This window comes from Phytopseudomonas flavescens, from assembly GCF_900100535.1.
Lineage (GTDB): Bacteria > Pseudomonadota > Gammaproteobacteria > Pseudomonadales > Pseudomonadaceae > Aquipseudomonas > Aquipseudomonas flavescens.
In genome coordinates this window covers 238,788-254,619 of sequence record NZ_FNDG01000008.1, presented here as the reverse complement: position 1 = coordinate 254,619, position 15,832 = coordinate 238,788, and the positions used below count along the sequence as shown (strand labels likewise).

General features: G+C 63.1%; 15 protein-coding genes. 8 read left to right on the top strand and 7 right to left on the bottom strand.

The genetic code is table 11. The features are described from left to right. The 3 genes from BLR94_RS13115 to BLR94_RS13105 form a co-directional block, all read left to right on the top strand. On the top strand, positions 1 to 1,100 hold a 1,100-nt coding region (locus tag BLR94_RS13115), incomplete at its 5' end, for an aldehyde dehydrogenase (NADP(+)) (protein ID WP_090423706.1). Positions 1,101 to 1,293: 193 nt separating this feature from the next. Continuing rightward, entirely contained in the window at positions 1,294 to 2,067 is a 774-nt protein-coding gene (locus tag BLR94_RS13110; protein ID WP_084305352.1) for a ferredoxin--NADP reductase, read from the top strand. 334 nt (positions 2,068 to 2,401) lie between these two features. Then, positions 2,402 to 3,958, top strand: coding sequence for a TerC family protein (locus tag BLR94_RS13105; RefSeq protein ID WP_084305350.1), 1,557 nt, complete (start codon positions 2,402 to 2,404; stop codon positions 3,956 to 3,958). A gap of 69 nt (positions 3,959 to 4,027) precedes the next feature. Here BLR94_RS13105 and mscL read toward each other — a convergent pair whose 3' ends face one another. Next, entirely contained in the window at positions 4,028 to 4,441 is a 414-nt protein-coding gene (gene mscL, locus BLR94_RS13100; protein ID WP_084305348.1) for a large-conductance mechanosensitive channel protein MscL, read from the bottom strand. Positions 4,442 to 4,910: 469 nt separating this feature from the next. On the opposite strand from mscL, the gene BLR94_RS13095 reads away from it, so the two are divergent. Further along, positions 4,911 to 5,171, top strand: a complete 261-nt coding sequence (locus BLR94_RS13095; protein WP_167359751.1) for a DUF465 domain-containing protein — start codon at positions 4,911 to 4,913, stop codon at positions 5,169 to 5,171. Between the two features lie 108 nt (positions 5,172 to 5,279). Here the strand turns inward: BLR94_RS13095 and BLR94_RS13090 are convergent, their stop codons facing one another. Continuing rightward, the gene (locus BLR94_RS13090) at positions 5,280 to 5,765 is read right to left on the bottom strand and encodes a GNAT family N-acetyltransferase (RefSeq protein ID WP_084305344.1); all 486 of its coding nucleotides are present in this window, start codon (positions 5,763 to 5,765) and stop codon (positions 5,280 to 5,282) included. A 137-nt stretch (positions 5,766 to 5,902) separates the two neighbouring features. On the opposite strand from BLR94_RS13090, the gene radA reads away from it, so the two are divergent. Next, on the top strand, positions 5,903 to 7,267 hold the full coding sequence (radA, locus tag BLR94_RS13085) for a DNA repair protein RadA (protein ID WP_084305342.1): 1,365 nt from the start codon (positions 5,903 to 5,905) through the stop codon (positions 7,265 to 7,267). 27 nt (positions 7,268 to 7,294) lie between these two features. On the opposite strand, the gene BLR94_RS27515 is transcribed toward radA, so the two are convergent. The 4 genes from BLR94_RS27515 to BLR94_RS13070 all read right to left on the bottom strand — a co-directional run bounded on the left by BLR94_RS27515 (position 7,295) and on the right by BLR94_RS13070 (position 10,064). Further along, positions 7,295 to 7,441 carry a hypothetical protein gene (locus BLR94_RS27515; RefSeq protein ID WP_167359750.1) on the bottom strand — a complete coding sequence of 49 codons (147 nt, stop codon included), beginning with the start codon at positions 7,439 to 7,441 and terminating at the stop codon, positions 7,295 to 7,297. Between the two features lie 127 nt (positions 7,442 to 7,568). After that, positions 7,569 to 7,937, bottom strand: coding sequence for a PilZ domain-containing protein (locus BLR94_RS13080; RefSeq protein ID WP_084305340.1), 369 nt, complete (start codon positions 7,935 to 7,937; stop codon positions 7,569 to 7,571). Positions 7,938 to 8,046: 109 nt separating this feature from the next. After that, on the bottom strand, positions 8,047 to 8,694 hold the full coding sequence (locus BLR94_RS13075) for a response regulator (RefSeq protein ID WP_084305338.1): 648 nt from the start codon (positions 8,692 to 8,694) through the stop codon (positions 8,047 to 8,049). Further along, complete coding sequence (locus BLR94_RS13070) at positions 8,694 to 10,064, bottom strand: cache domain-containing protein (protein ID WP_084305336.1); 1,371 nt, start codon at positions 10,062 to 10,064, stop codon at positions 8,694 to 8,696. The genes BLR94_RS13075 and BLR94_RS13070 overlap by 1 nt, the downstream gene beginning before the upstream one ends. 398 nt (positions 10,065 to 10,462) lie before the next feature. On the opposite strand from BLR94_RS13070, the gene BLR94_RS13065 reads away from it, so the two are divergent. From BLR94_RS13065 to yjiA, 3 genes are all read left to right on the top strand, one after another. Next, positions 10,463 to 12,544 carry a carbon starvation CstA family protein gene (locus tag BLR94_RS13065; protein WP_084305334.1) on the top strand — a complete coding sequence of 694 codons (2,082 nt, stop codon included), beginning with the start codon at positions 10,463 to 10,465 and terminating at the stop codon, positions 12,542 to 12,544. Next, complete coding sequence (locus BLR94_RS13060) at positions 12,534 to 12,737, top strand: YbdD/YjiX family protein (RefSeq protein WP_084305332.1); 204 nt, start codon at positions 12,534 to 12,536, stop codon at positions 12,735 to 12,737. Before BLR94_RS13065 ends, BLR94_RS13060 begins: the two co-directional genes overlap by 11 nt. A 153-nt stretch (positions 12,738 to 12,890) precedes the next feature. Then, a complete protein-coding gene (gene yjiA / locus BLR94_RS13055) occupies positions 12,891 to 13,856 on the top strand; it encodes a GTPase (RefSeq protein WP_084305330.1) in 966 nt (321 codons plus the stop codon). Positions 13,857 to 13,922: 66 nt separating this feature from the next. On the opposite strand, the gene rpoD is transcribed toward yjiA, so the two are convergent. Continuing rightward, the gene (gene rpoD, locus BLR94_RS13050) at positions 13,923 to 15,767 is read right to left on the bottom strand and encodes an RNA polymerase sigma factor RpoD (RefSeq protein WP_084305328.1); all 1,845 of its coding nucleotides are present in this window, start codon (positions 15,765 to 15,767) and stop codon (positions 13,923 to 13,925) included. Positions 15,768 to 15,832 lie beyond the last annotated feature (65 nt).

The window sequence follows — 15,832 nt, the reverse complement described above, 5'->3', positions numbered from 1 at the left end:
CCTTCTCCACCGCTGGCGGTGACACCGCTTCCGCGCTGGCCGCTGGCTGCCCGGTGGTGTTCAAGGCGCACAGCGGCCACATGGCTACCGCTGCATTCGTAGGCGAAGCCATCCTGCGCGCTGCCGAGAAAACCGGCGCACCGAAGGGTGTGTTCAACATGATCTACGGCAGTGGCGTCGGCGAGGCGCTGGTCAAGCACCCGGCCATCCAGGCCGTTGGCTTCACCGGTTCGCTGAAAGGCGGTCGCGCCCTGTGCGACATGGCCGCGGCGCGCCCGCAACCGATCCCGGTGTTCGCCGAGATGAGCAGCATCAACCCGGTGATCCTGCTGCCCGAGGCCCTCAAGGCCCGTGGCGAGAAGATCGCCGGCGAGCTGGCGGGGTCGGTGGTCATGGGCTGCGGTCAGTTCTGCACCAACCCGGGTCTGGTGATCGGCGTTCGTTCGCCTGAGTTCAGCGCCTTCCTGCAAAGCTTCACCGCCAAGATGGCCGAGCAGCCGCCGCAGACCATGCTCAATGCCGGCACCCTGAAGAGCTATGTCAAAGGCCTGGAAGCGCTCAACGCACACACCGGCATCACCCACCTGACCGGCGCCAGGCAGGAAGGCAACCAGGCCCGTCCGCAACTGTTCAAGGCCGACGTCAGCCTGTTGCTGAACGGCGACGAACTGCTGCAGGAAGAAGTCTTCGGGCCGACCACCATCGTCGTCGAAGTGGCCGATCAGGCCGAGCTGCTCAAGGCCATCGATGGCCTGCACGGCCAGTTGACCGCCACCCTGCTCAGCGAGCCGGGCGACCTGCCCGGTAGCGAAGCGCTGTTCGCGCTGTTCGCGCTGCTCGAGCAGAAGGTCGGTCGCGTGCTGTTCAACGGCTACCCGACCGGCGTGGAAGTCTGTGATTCCATGGTCCACGGTGGCCCGTACCCGGCGACCTCCGATGCCCGTGGCACCTCGGTCGGCACCCTGGCCATCGACCGCTTCCTGCGCCCGGTGTGCTACCAGAACTGCCCGGACGCGCTGCTGCCCGATGCCCTGAAGAACGCCAACCCGCTGGGCATCGCCCGCCTGGTCGATGGCGCCAGCAGCCGCGACGCCCTGTAAACCGCAGCGCCAGCAAACGCTCTTGGCCGCGTTTGCTGGCGTAGGGTGGAATAACGCCAAGCTTATCCACCGCCGATCCCGCCGAGATCCACTCACCCGTTGGTCTCGGTCTGGCGTTTTCCCTGATCTTTACCGGTGTTTCCGGCTGCGGCTTTGCGCGACACTACGGGCCTGAGTCCCGATGGAGCCGCCGATGAGCAGCGAAGACACGTTCACCCGCCAGACCCTGCTCGAGGTGCAGACCCTGACCCCGAGCCTGTTCACCCTGCGTACCACCCGGGATGCGGGGTTTCGTTTTCGCGCCGGGCAGTTCGTCCGCCTCGGTGTGGAGAAGGCCGACGGCACGCTGGTCTGGCGTGCCTACTCGCTGGTCTGCGCGCCCCACGACGAGCATCTGGAGTTCTTTTCCATCGTCGTGCCGGGTGGTGAGTTCACCAGCGAACTGAGTCGTCTGCGTGCAGACGACACCCTGCTGGTGGAGAAAATGGCGACGGGCTACCTGACCCTCGATCGCTTCATCGATGGCCGCGACCTGTGGCTGCTTGGCAGCGGCACCGGCATCGCGCCGTTCCTGTCGATGCTGCAGGACTTCGAGGCCTGGGAGCGTTTCGAACGTATCGTCCTGGTGTACAGCGCACGTTCCGTCGCCGAACTGGCCTATCAGCCGATGATTCACGGTTTCGCCGATCTGGAACACCTGGCCGAATACGCTCACAAACTCATCTACCTGCCGGTGATTACCCGCGAACAGGCACCTGGTTGCCTGAATGCGCGTATCACCGAGCTGCTCGACAGCGGCGAGCTGGAGCGTGCCGCAGGCCTGCAACTGACGCCCGAGCATTCGCGGCTGATGATCTGTGGCAACCCGCAGATGATCGACGACATCCGCCAGCGCCTGAAGGCGCGGGGCCTGAACCTGAGCCTGACCCGTCGTCCCGGGCAGGTGGCCGTGGAAAACTACTGGTAAACAGACCTTGTGGAAACCCGGTGCGCTCGCGAGGTTTTCGCCAGGCATGTAAAGCGCCGTTACAAACTCAGCGCTTTCAGTGTGACTCGCGCTCCAGTAGATTGCGTGGTCTGTTTTCCACTATCCGGTCTTCATGGACAGCGACAGTAGACGATCGCCCTCGCCGTTATGGACGAGGGCGGTACTTCCCAAAGGCAGCACCGCCCGGTGCCAGCCTTCCGCGCAGCCGAACGTTGCGCATTCTTCCCATCAGCCGAGACTTTCCGTGCCTGCCCTGTGCATGCGCGCCGCGTTCGGCTGCCTGCGTTTTCCCCTAGAGAGAGCTACACACTAAATGGAATGGATCGCCGATCCGACGGCCTGGCTTGGCCTGTTGACCCTGATCGTCCTGGAAATCGTCCTGGGCATCGACAACCTGGTGTTCATCGCCATCCTCGCCGACAAGCTGCCGCCCGAGCAGCGTGACCGCGCGCGAGTGATCGGCCTGAGCCTGGCGCTGATCATGCGCCTCGGCCTGCTGGCCAGCATGGCCTGGTTGGTCACGCTGACCGATCCGCTGATCGAGGTGTTCGGCAAGTCCTTCTCCGGACGCGACCTGATCATGCTCTTCGGGGGGGTGTTCCTGCTGTTCAAGGCCACCATGGAACTGCACGAACGCCTCGAAGGCCGTGTGCACCAGCCTGGCGGCGCGCGCACCTACGCCAAGTTCTGGCCGGTGGTGGCGCAGATCATCGTGCTCGACGCGGTGTTTTCCCTGGACGCGGTGATCACCGCCGTGGGTATGGTCGAGCACCTTGAGGTGATGATGATCGCGGTGATCATCTCCATCGGCCTGATGATCGTCGCCAGCAAGCCGCTGACGGCCTTCGTCAACGCGCGCCCGACGGTGATCATGCTGTGCCTGGGCTTCCTGATGATGATCGGCTTCAGCCTGACGGCCGAAGGCCTGGGCTTCCACATTCCGAAAGGCTACCTGTACGCGGCCATCGGTTTCTCGATCCTCATCGAACTGTTCAACCAGGTTGCCCGTTCGCGCCGCAAGCGCAGCCTGCAGGGCCAGCGCGGTCTGCGTGACCGCACCGCCCATGCGGTGATGCGCATGCTCGGCGGCAAGGTGCAGGCCGACGAGGTGGGCGAGGACATCGCCGACATGCTCGAAGGCGAACAGGGCGAGACCGCGCTGTTCGACCGCCGCGAGCGGGTGATGATCAGCGGCGTGCTGAACATGGCGGAAATGTCGATCCAGAAGGTCATGACCGACCGCATGGAGGTCGACCGCATCAACCTCGACGATGCCCCCGAGAAGATCCATCAGGCACTGCTCGATTCGCCGCACTCGCGGCTTGTGGTAACCCGCGACGACTCCCGTGACGAGCCCCTGGGCTACATCCACAAGAAGGAGTTGTTCAAGGAATTGCTCAAGGGCCAGCAGCCGGATATCGAAAGCCTGGTGCGTGCGCCGATCAACCTGCCGGACAGCTCCAGTGTGCTCAGTGCCTTGGAGCAGATGCGCCAGGGTTCCACTCACGTGGCCTTCGTGGTCAACGAGTTCGGTGGTTTCGAAGGCCTGCTGACCCTGACCGACATTCTCGAAGCCATTGCCGGCGAGCTGCCGGATGCCAGCGAGGTGGAGGGCCCGGATGTCGAGGAAGTGGAGGGGGGGTATCGCGTCAACGGTGCGGTCAACCTGGCGGTGTTGCGCGATCGACTGGATTTCGCCGCACGCCCGACGGACGATTACCAGACCCTGGCCGGCCTGGCCATGAGCCTGCTCGATCGTCTGCCGCTGATCGGCGACAAGGTCGAGTACCTGGGCTGGGGGCTGACCGTGATCGAGGTCAAGGAACGCCGGGTCACGCGGGTGTTGCTGAAGCCCGCAACTGGCCAATAGGCCATGTAAGCTGCCCGCATGAACGATAACGGCGCCTCTGAGGCGCCGTTATCGCTTGCGGTGTTTGCATCAATCCCTGCGCTGCTGATCCTTGAGCAGATCGCGGATCTCGCCCAGCAGCAGTTCCTGTGGCGTCGGCGCTGGCGGTACCGAAGGCGCCACGGCCTCTTCACGCTTGAGGCGGTTGATTGCCTTGACACCCATGAAGATGGCGAAGGCGACGATGATGAAATCGATCACCGTCTGGATGAATTTCCCGTAGGCCAGCACCACGGCGGGCAGATCGCCCTGGGCGGCCTTCAGGGTGATCGCCAGGTCGGAGAAGTCCACCCCTCCGATCAGCAGGCCCAGTGGTGGCATGATCACGTCGCCGACGAACGACGAGACGATCTTGCCGAAGGCGGCACCAATAATGATACCGACCGCCATGTCGACGACATTGCCCTTCACGGCGAACGCCTTGAACTCGTTGATGATGCCCATTTACAACTCCTTTCAGTCCGATTCGTGCGCTGAAGTGTAAATCACTCCTGCTCGTGTGCCATACACCGCCTTTGGGGCCTGTTAACGCTACCGCGCAAGCCGCGTTGCTGCGCAAAATCTCGCCAGGCCGGGCGGCGATCCGCTAGACGGAGGACGCAGGGAATGGACTAGCCGTCCGCGTTTTCCCTTGCCAAGTCCTCCAACAACGCATGGCAAGATTTTTCGCGCAACCCGCAGGGCCGGGCGGTAGTGTTAACAGGCCCCGGGCCGCGCGCATCGCTTGTGACCCCCTGGCCTGGAAATTGTCCGACCTGATTAAAGGAGTGATTCTCGTCGGCAACCGCAAAAGGCGGCCTGCAAACAGCCAGTGCACGCCTGCAGGCGCTGCAGGGAGCGTTGACGGGGATCAATATCGCACGGCGTGTCCACGCCTACAGTGGCCCCAACTCATCCATCTGGAAGCATGGCCATGCATATCGATTACTCTGCCCAGCCCGAAGCGCCATTGCAGCCCTCGCTGCGCAGCAACCCGGCCTACGCGGCACTTGCCGAACAGTACGACGATGTGGAACGGCGCATCGCCCGTATCGAGAATGGCATCGAGCGGCCTGACGGTTTGCCGCTCTCGGCGCTCAAGCTGCAGCGCTCCGGGTTGCGTGAGGATCTGGCTCGCCAGGTTCGCAAGGCCGAAGGTGGATGCTGCAACTGCGGCAACAACTGCTCGCGCTGACGCCGCTCGCTGCGGGCTGTGCTCTCCTGCGCAGCCATTGCCGAGAGCGCTGCCGACTCCCGGGTATCGCCGTGCCCGACCGCAGGCTGCGACGGATATCGCACCGGGCTAAGGCTGCAGCATAAAGCGGCGCAGCCCGGGGGCATCCTCGGTCGCGTCCAGTTCTTCCACGTTCAGCGGCAGCTCGCCCAGCACCTGTTCGCAGAAGGCGCTGGCCTGTTCGTCCTGCTGGTAACAGCAGATCAGCCAGCGGCGACCGTCGTTTGCCACCTGCTGCAGCACCGCCCGCCCGATGCCCAGGCGGCGGTATTTGCGTAGAACGAACAGGTCGGCGAATTCCATCGTTGCCTCGCCCCGCTCGTCATAAGCCTCCAGCAACAGAAAGCCGGCGATGAAGCCATCCACCAGGATCAGCTGTGCGCTCCAGCCCTCGGCCTGCCAATAGCGCTGCAGGTGCGGTTGATGAACATAAAAGCGCCCATCGATTTCGACGTCCTCCTGCTCCCAGTCCGAGGACTCGTAGGCGTAGAACTGGTAGAGGTTGCTGATCAGCGGCAGTTGCTCGGCGCTGGCAGGGACGAGTTCGATGGACATGGCAGGTCGCTCGCGGGTGAGCGTTGCATTATCGGCGTCTGCTCTGCCTGCTGCTAGGGTCTGTGCGCTGAATGTCTGTAAATTTATCCAGTTGTTCGGTATCGTTTCGGCCTTCGCTTTCCAGCAGGACGATTGCCATGGCCAAGGCCAAACGCTTGTATGGCTGCACCGAGTGCGGCGCGACCTTTCCCAAGTGGGCCGGGCAGTGCGGTGAGTGCGGCGCCTGGAATACCCTGACCGAAACCATGCTCGAAGCCGGTGCGGCGACGCCCAGCGGGCGTACGGGCTGGGCTGGCGCCCAGGCTCAGTTGAAGACCCTTGCCGAAGTCAGTGTCGAGGAGATGCCGCGCTTTTCCACCGCTTCTGCTGAACTCGACCGGGTGCTCGGTGGGGGGCTGGTCGATGGCTCGGTGGTGCTGATCGGTGGCGATCCCGGCATCGGCAAGTCGACCATCCTGCTGCAGACGCTGTGTAACGTCGCCCAGCGTTTCCCGGCGCTCTACGTCACCGGCGAGGAATCCCAACAGCAGGTGGCGATGCGTGCCCGGCGCCTGGGCTTGCCCGAGGACAAGCTCAAGGTGATGACCGAGACCTGCATCGAAAGCATCATCGCCACCGCTCGCCAGGAGCGACCCAAGGTGATGGTGATCGACTCGATCCAGACCATCTTCACCGAGCAGTTGCAATCGGCGCCCGGTGGTGTCGCCCAGGTACGCGAGAGCGCAGCCTTGCTGGTGCGCTACGCCAAGCAGAGCGGTACGGCGATCTTTCTGGTCGGCCACGTCACCAAGGAAGGCGCGCTGGCCGGGCCGCGGGTGCTGGAGCACATGGTCGACACCGTGTTGTATTTCGAGGGCGATCCCGATGGCCGCCTGCGCCTGCTGCGCGCGGTGAAGAACCGTTTTGGCGCGATCAACGAGCTGGGCGTGTTCGGCATGACCGACAAGGGCCTCAAGGAAGTCTCCAACCCTTCGGCGATCTTCCTCACCCGGGCTCAGGAGGAAGTGCCGGGCAGCATCGTCATGGCGACCTGGGAAGGCACCCGGCCGATGCTGGTGGAAGTGCAGGCGCTGGTCGACACCAGCCACATGGCCAACCCGCGCCGGGTGACCCTGGGGCTGGACCAGAACCGCCTGGCCATGCTGCTGGCGGTGCTGCATCGGCATGGCGGCATACCCACCTATGACCAGGACGTATTCCTCAACGTGGTCGGTGGGGTGAAGGTGCTGGAGACCGCCTCCGACCTGGCGCTGATGGCGGCGGTGATGTCCAGCCTGCGCAACCGGCCGCTGCCGCACGATCTGTTGGTGTTTGGCGAAGTCGGCCTGTCAGGCGAAATACGTCCGGTGCCCAGTGGTCAGGAGCGTCTCAAGGAGGCGGCCAAGCACGGCTTCAAGCGTGCCATCGTGCCCAGGGGCAATGCACCGAAAGAGCCCCCGGCGGGCCTGCAGGTGGTTGCCGTGACCCGCCTCGAACAGGCCCTGGACGCGCTCTTCGAGTAAGCGCCCCCGCGCCTGGCCAAACCTGTCTCAGTGGACCGGGCAGACTGCATCAGCCTGCCGGCGGCGCTGCATGCGCTGGCCGATACGAGCCAGCCAGGCGCTGGGGCGTGCCGGGCGCTGTGCCTGACGCTGCGAAGGGAAGTCGAGTGCCTGGGCGATAGGGGCGCTGATCATGACGATGCCTCCGTGGGGAATGTTCCCCTGTTGGGTTCGTCTCTATCCTGCGATTCGGCACATCAGCGAATCTTGACCGAAGTCAATCATTGCCGGAGCCCAGGCGCGGCAGGACGCCGCATGGCGCTCAGTCGTCCCCGCACAGTGCCGCCAGCTCGCGCTCCAGCAGTTGATCGTCACCCAGGTTGAGTTCGACCAGGCGGCGCAGGTGGCTCATGGAATCGAGGTCGATGTGGTGACACAGGAAGCCCAGCACGCGCTCTTCGCGGTGCACCAGCTCGACCTGCATCACCACTTGCAGTTTGTCCGCGAGATTGACGCGCAGCAGATAATCCTCACCGCTACCGCCTTCCCAGTTCCACGGGCGGCGAACCAGCACGCCCTTGAACGAGATGTCGTGAAGCTCCACTTGCCAGATCCGCTCGCCCTGGACGATCTCAGCGGGTGCATCGAAGGCGATGCGCTGGAAACGTCGGCGTTCGTGGGTGTCGCTCATTGGAGGTGTCCTCTGTTTGTTTCATCCACTATAGCTAAGCCAGCTCACTGCTGTCGCCAGCCGATGGAGCGTCGGCGCCGAAACCCATGCAGGGGGTACATGAGTAGGCTCACGATGGCGGGCAGGTAGGCGAGACTTCGGGTGCCCAGCCGTATTCCATGGCGTGTCTGACCAGGTCGGCGGGCTTTTCGATGTCCAGCTTGCGGCGAATGTTCAGGCGGTAGGTTTCCACCGTGCGCACGCTGATTTGCAGTTCTCTGGCCATCGCCTTGTTATTCAGCCCCTGAGCCATCATCAGCAGGACCTGGCGCTCGCGCGGCGTCAGCTCGCCTTCCTCGGTGTCCTCCTGGGCGAGCTTGTGCGCCACGTCGCCGCTGTAAAAGCGGCCGCCAACCGCCAGTACGTCGATCGCCGAAATGATTTCCTGGGAGGGCGCCTCCTTGAGTACGTACCCCGAGGCGCCCACGCGCAACGAGCTGCTGACGTACTCCTGATTATCGTACATGCTGAGGATCAGCACCTTGATCGGCGGGTGGCGCTTCTTGATGATGGCGGTCAGCTCGAGGCCGTTGATGTCCTTGAGGCCGATGTCCATCAGCAGGATATCGGGCTGTTCGCGCGCTACCAGCTGCAGTGCCTCGCTGCCACTGCCGGCTTCGCCGACGATCTCGAAGTGATCGACCATCGACAGCAGGGTACGTATGCCGTCGCGCACCAGCACATGGTCGTCGACGAGGGCGATGCGGATCGTCTTCATCACTGCGGATCCTGAGTGGCGGGTGTGACGGCGCAGAGTAGCAGGGCCACGTTCAGTTCGGTGCCCGATGAGTTCGAGGTGATGGCGAAATCGCCGCCGAAGTGTTCGACCCGCTCGCGGATATTGCGCAGGCCAATGCCGCTGTGTTGTTCGGCCTCGCGCAGGCTGAAACCGCCGCCGTCATCGTTGATGCGCAGGTTCACGCTGCGGCGGTTGCCGGTCAGGCTGATCGCCACGCGGCTTGCCTGGGCGTGGCGTTCGATATTGGCCAGTGCTTCCTGGAGGATGCGGAACAGGGCCACGTTCACGTCGTCGCTCAGGCGAATATCGCCGAGGCTGTTCTCATAGGCCACGCTGAGCCCGCTGCGCTGTTCGAACTCACTGGCCAGCTGGCCGATCGCCGAAGCCAGGCCCAGAGTATCGAGCAGTGAGGGGTGCAGGTCGTGGGAGATACGGCGGACTTCGCCGATTGCCCCGGCCAGGCGCTCGACGCCCAGGCGCAGGGTCTGTGCGGCACTGGCCTTGCCGGCTTCCAGCTCGTGGCTGGCCAGTTCGAACTTGAACTTGATCGACACCAGCAACTGGCTGATGCCGTCGTGCAGCTCGCGGGACAGGCGCGAGCGTTCTTCTTCCTGGGAGGTGATGATGCGCTGGGTCAACTGCTGCAACTTGCGGTCGGCGAGACGATGCTCGCTGACATTGAGGGTCAGCCCGCTGGCGAACACCAGCAGCACGGCGATCAGGGCGACCACCGCGATGGCGAGCATGGTGGTGCGAATGCCGCTGCCGACGTCGTGGCGAACCTGGGCGATGGCATTGTCGACGTCCTCCAGGTAGATGCCGGTACCGAGCATCCAGCCCCAGCGCTCGAGCAGGGTCACGTAGGCGAGCTTGTCGGCCAACTGGCCGGTCGAGGGTTTCTGCCAGCCGTAGCGCTGAAAGCCGTCGCCTTGCGCAGCACTGCGGATCAACGCCTGGATCACCAGCAAACCATGGGAGTCGGTCATGTTCCACAGGTCCTGGCCGACCAGCCCGCTCTGGCGCGGGTGCATCAGGTTCCGGCCATTGCGGTCGTAGACGAAGAAGTAACCGTCACTGCCGAAGTTGATCCGCGCCAGCAGGGCCAGAACCTGACGCTTGGTGTCGTCGTCATCGTCGCCACTCCCGTACAGCGGCTCGATGGTGCTCAGCGCCATCTCCACGTAGTGCTTGAGTTCGGCCTGCTTGCTGCCCAGGATGCTGTGTTCGATGAGCTGGGCCTGCTGGTTGCCCAGGCGCTGGTTCTGCACCAGAACCAGCAGGCAGACCACGGCCACGGCCAGCAGCATCGGCAACAGGCTGAGCGCGACGATCTTGTGTTTGAGTTGCATCGATTCACTCCAGGCAGGAGAGGTCGGTGGGCTGGAGGAGGGCGCGGGCGCCCTGGCCGCCTTGCGCGTGGGCTGGCAGAGCATACACAAAACCGGGCCGTGAGCGGTCACGCGGCCGGTATTGCTCTGCGTAGTTCTACGTGGATGGGTGTGGGTAGTTTTGCGAATTACCGTAAAGGGTACTTATATGGATAGTTGCGGAGCTCTAAGAACCCGTTCACGATCCGCTGCTGCGTTTCAAGCACGCTTGATTGCCAGCCCAATGCCCGTCATCGCTTGCCTTGGCAGGGCGCCTGCTCCTCGCAGGACTCTGGCGTGGAGCGTGAACAGGCTCTGCTTTCGGGGCACGACAATAACAATGAGTGCCGCGGGTCAAGGTCTGCGGCAGGAGAGATTCAATGACCAGAATGGCCAGCCATATCGCCTGGTTCGCCGTCGCCTTGCTGGGCGCCTTCGCGCTGGGTACGGTGGCGCTGAATCGCGGTGAGTCGATCAACGCCCTGTGGATTGTCGTCGCTGCCGTGGCGATCTATCTCGTCGCTTACCGGTACTACAGCCTGTTCATCTCCACCAAGGTGATGCAGCTCGACCCCACCCGCGCCACCCCCGCCGTACTCAACAATGACGGCCTGGACTACGTCCCCACCAACAAGCACATCCTCTTCGGCCACCACTTTGCCGCCATCGCTGGCGCCGGTCCGCTGGTCGGCCCGGTCCTCGCCGCGCAGATGGGCTACCTGCCGGGCACGCTCTGGCTGATCGCCGGTGTGGTTCTCGCCGGTGCGGTGCAGGACTTCATGGTGCTGTTCATTTCCACGCGCCGTAACGGCCGCTCACTGGGCGAGCTGGTGCGCGAGGAAATGGGCCAGATACCCGGTACCATCGCCCTGTTCGGCGCTTTCCTGATCATGATCATCATCCTCGCGGTGCTCTCTCTGATCGTGGTCAAGGCGCTGGCGGAAAGTCCCTGGGGCATGTTCACGGTGATGGCGACCATTCCCATCGCCATGTTCATGGGCATCTACATGCGTTATATCCGGCCCGGGCGCATCGGCGAGATTTCCCTGATCGGGGTGATCCTGCTGCTCGGTTCCATCTGGCTGGGCGGCGTGATCGCCGCCGATCCCGTGTGGGGGCCGGCCTTCACCTTCACCGGCGTGCAGATCACCTGGATGCTGATCGGTTATGGCTTCGTCGCGGCGGTGTTGCCGGTATGGCTGATCCTCGCACCGCGTGACTACCTGTCGACCTTCCTGAAGATCGGCACCATCATCGCCCTGGCCATCGGCATTCTGGTGGTCATGCCCGAGCTGAAAATGCCGGCCCTGACCCAGTTCACCGACGGCACCGGCCCGGTGTGGAAGGGCACGCTATTCCCCTTCCTGTTCATCACCATCGCCTGCGGTGCGGTCTCCGGGTTCCACGCGCTGATCAGCTCCGGTACCACGCCCAAGCTGCTCGCCAACGAGTCCCATGCCCGTTACATCGGCTATGGCGGCATGTTGATGGAGTCCTTCGTGGCGATCATGGCGATGGTCGCCGCTTCGGTGATCGAGCCGGGCGTGTATTTCGCCATGAACAGCCCTGCCGCCCTAGTCGGTTCGGATGTCCAGTCGGTTGCCGCCGCAGTCAGCAGTTGGGGGTTCGTGATCACCCCGCAAGAGTTGGAAGCGGTCGCCCGGGACATCGGCGAGAACACCATCCTGGCCCGTGCCGGTGGTGCGCCGACCCTTGCCGTGGGTATCGCGCAGATCCTCCACAGCGTGCTGCCGGGTGAGAACACCATGGCGTTCTGGTACCACTTCGCGATCCTCTTCGAGGCGCTGTTCATCCTTACTGCGGTCGACGCCGGTACCCGTGCCGGGCGCTTCATGCTGCAGGATCTGCTGGGCAACTTCGTGCCTTCGCTGAAGAAGACCGAGTCCTGGTTCGCCAACGTTATCGCCACTGCCGGCTGCGTGGCGCTGTGGGGCTGGCTGCTTTATCAGGGCGTGATCGATCCGCTGGGTGGCATCAACACCCTGTGGCCGCTGTTCGGCATCTCCAACCAGATGCTCGCCGGCATCGCGCTGATGCTCGGTACCGTGGTACTGATCAAGATGAAGCGTGAGCGCTACGTGTGGGTAACGCTGATCCCGGCCACCTGGCTGCTGATCTGCACCACCACCGCAGGGCTGATCAAGCTGCTTGATCCGAACCCGGCAGTCGGCTTCCTTGCCCTGGCGAAGAAGTACCAGGCTGCTGTGGACGCCGGTCAGATCCTCGCGCCGGCCAAGGATCTCGGGCAGATGCAGCACGTGATCTTCAACGCCTACACCAACGCCACGCTCACCGTGCTGTTCCTGTTCGTGGTGCTGAGCGTGCTGTTCTATGCCGTCAAGGTCGGTCGTGCCGCCTGGCGCAAGGAGTTGCGCACCGATCAGGAAGCGCCTTACCAGGCGCTTCCCGCCGACGCACCGGAGGTCGCTCGTGTTCAATGACCTCAGCCGCATGGGCAAGTACCTCGGCCAGGCCGCACGGATGCTGGTGGGCATGCCCGACTACGACACCTATGTCGAGCACATGGCCAGGAAGCATCCGGACAAGCCGGTAATGAGCTACGAAGCCTTCTTCCGCGAGCGCCAGGAAGCGCGTTATGGTGGCGGCAAGGGGCGGCCGATCCGCTGCTGCTAAGGTAGCGGCAAGCCTCAAGCTGCAAGCCGATGGCGGTGACTGCGCAGGTAGTTCACCGCCATCGATTTTGTGTTGTCTTACCACCTCCAGGCCAAGGGAGTCGGCTGCCTACCAGTAGCCGTCGCCCGAAACCTGTCGCGTCAAGGAACGCCCATGTGCCTTTCCCCCATTCCGGTCACCGTGCTCAGCGGCTTTCTCGGTGCCGGCAAGACCACCCTGTTGCGGCATGTGCTGAAGGCCGAGCACGGCCTGAAGATCGCGGTCATCGAGAACGAATACAGCGAAGTGCCGATCGACAGTCGGTTGCTCGGCAGCGAGCCGGTGCAGGTGATGACCCTGGCCAATGGCTGCGTATGTTGTTCGATCCATGTCGAGTTGGAAAAGGCACTGTTCCTGCTGCTGGAGAAGCTCGACAGCGGTGAGCTGGTTTTCGACCGCCTGGTGATCGAATGCACGGGGCTCGCCGATCCGGCGCCGGTGGCGCAAACCTTCTTCGCCACGCAGGAGCTGTGCGAGCGCTATGTGCTGGACGGCATCATCACCCTGGTGGATGCCGCCAACGCCGAGCGCCACCTGCAGGAAACCATCGCCCAGGCGCAGGTCGGCTTCGCTGATCGCATCCTGCTGAGCAAGACCGATCTGGTCGATGAGGCCAGCCGTGAGGCATTGGTCGCGCGTTTGCAGCGCATCAACCGGCGGGCGCCGATCCGTGTGGTCGAGCACGGTCGCATCGACCTGGGCGAACTGCTCGACGTGCGTGGTTTCAACCTCAACGCTGATATCGCACCGAGCCTGCGCCCGGTTGCACCTGGCAAGAACAGCGACCGTATCTCCACGCTGGTGCTCACCAGCGATACGCCGCTGGATCTGGACCGGCTTTCCGGATTCATGGAAGAGCTGTTGGAGGAGCACGGTAATTCACTGTTGCGCTACAAGGGCGTGCTGAGCATTGCCGGGGAAGACCGTCGCATGGTGTTCCAGGGTGTGTTGCGGCTTTATGGTTTCGATTGGGACAGCGAGTGGAGCCCTGACGAGAAACGTGAGAGCGTGATCGTCTTCATCGGCGACAACCTGCCCGAGGAAACGATTCGCCAGGGCTTCGCCGCGCTGAGCGCCTAGTTTTCCCACGGATAAAAAAATGCCGGGCAGCTCGCGCTGTCCGGCATTTTTCATTCCCGTGAACCCTTACTCGTCGAGGAACGAGCGCAGGTGTTCGCTACGGGTCGGGTGACGCAGCTTGCGCAGCGCCTTGGCTTCGATCTGACGAATACGCTCACGGGTGACATCGAACTGTTTGCCCACTTCCTCGAGGGTGTGGTCAGTGTTCATGTCGATACCGAAGCGCATGCGCAGTACCTTGGCTTCACGTGCAGTGAGGCCGGCCAGGACTTCGCGGGTGGCTTCCTTGAGGCTTTCCACGGTCGCCACGTCGATCGGCGATTGCATGGTGGAATCCTCGATGAAGTCGCCCAGGTGCGAATCTTCGTCGTCGCCGATCGGGGTTTCCATGGAGATCGGCTCTTTGGCGATCTTCAATACCTTGCGGATCTTGTCCTCGGGCATTTCCATGCGCTCACCCAGCTCTTCCGGAGTAGGCTCGCGGCCCATTTCCTGAAGCATCTGACGGGAGATGCGGTTGAGCTTGTTGATCGTCTCGATCATGTGCACCGGAATACGGATGGTGCGGGCCTGGTCGGCGATCGAGCGAGTGATCGCCTGACGGATCCACCAGGTGGCATAGGTCGAGAACTTGTAGCCACGACGGTATTCGAACTTGTCCACCGCCTTCATCAGGCCGATGTTGCCTTCCTGGATCAGATCGAGGAATTGCAGACCACGGTTGGTGTACTTCTTGGCGATCGAGATCACCAGGCGCAGGTTGGCTTCGACCATCTCTTTCTTCGCGCGGCGGGCTTTCGCCTCACCGATCGACATGCGACGGTTGATGTCCTTGATCTCGGCCAGGGTCAGGTCGCTTTCGGTCTGCAGGGCGATCAGCTTCTGCTGGCAGCGCTGGATGTCCGCCTGCAGGTTGCCGATGGCTTCCGCATATTTGGACTTGCCCTTGGCCAGGCTCGCGGCCCAGTCCAGATCCACTTCGTTGCCCGGGAACAGGCGCAGGAAGTCGGCGCGCGGCATGCGTGCATCACGTACGCACAGCTGCATGATGGCGCGTTCCTGACCACGCAGGCGGTCCAGCGCTTCACGCACGCGCACCACCAGGGCGTCGTATTGCTTGGGCACCAACTTGATCGGCATGAACAGCTCGGCCAGGGCCTTGAGCTCCTGAATCGCCTGTTTGCTGCTGCGGCCATGCTTCTTCAGCGCTTTCTTGGCGATTTCCAGCTGGTCGGAGACCGCCGTGAAGCGGCGCAGGGCCTCTTCCGGATCCGGGCCGCCGTCGCCTTCCTCTTCCTCGTCGTCACTGTCGCCGTCTTCTTCCTCGTCGTCCTTGTCGGCAGCGTCACCGGCCGCCGCGGGCACGGGAGCAGCGGCTTCGGCAGGGACGCTGCCATCATCCGGGTCGATGTAGCCACTGAGTACTTCGACCAGGCGGCCGCCCTCGGTGGTGACGCGAGTGTATTCGGCGAGAATGCTGTCGACGGTCCCCGGGAAGTGAGCGACTGCGCCCATCACTTCACGGATGCCTTCCTCGATGCGTTTGGCGATTTCGATTTCGCCTTCACGGGTCAGCAGTTCCACGGTACCCATTTCACGCATGTACATGCGCACGGGATCGGTGGTGCGACCGATGTCGGTTTCCACCGCAGCCAAGGCAGCTGCGGCTTCTTCGGCGGCGGCTTCGTCGGTGTCGGCGTCAGCCAGCATCAGGGCGTCTGCATCCGGAGCACTCTCGTGTACCGGGATCCCCATGTCGTTGATCATGCGGATGATGTCTTCCACCTGCTCGGGATCTGAAATATCCTCGGGCAGGTGGTCGTTGACCTCTGCGTAAGTCAGATACTTCTGCTCACGACCCAGGGTGATCAACTCTTTGATACGAGATTGCTGTTGCGCTTTTCCGGACATAACACCCTATCCACTGAAGGTCTTGGCGGGCTGAAAACAAGCCGAGGATTATACCTCAGCTAGGC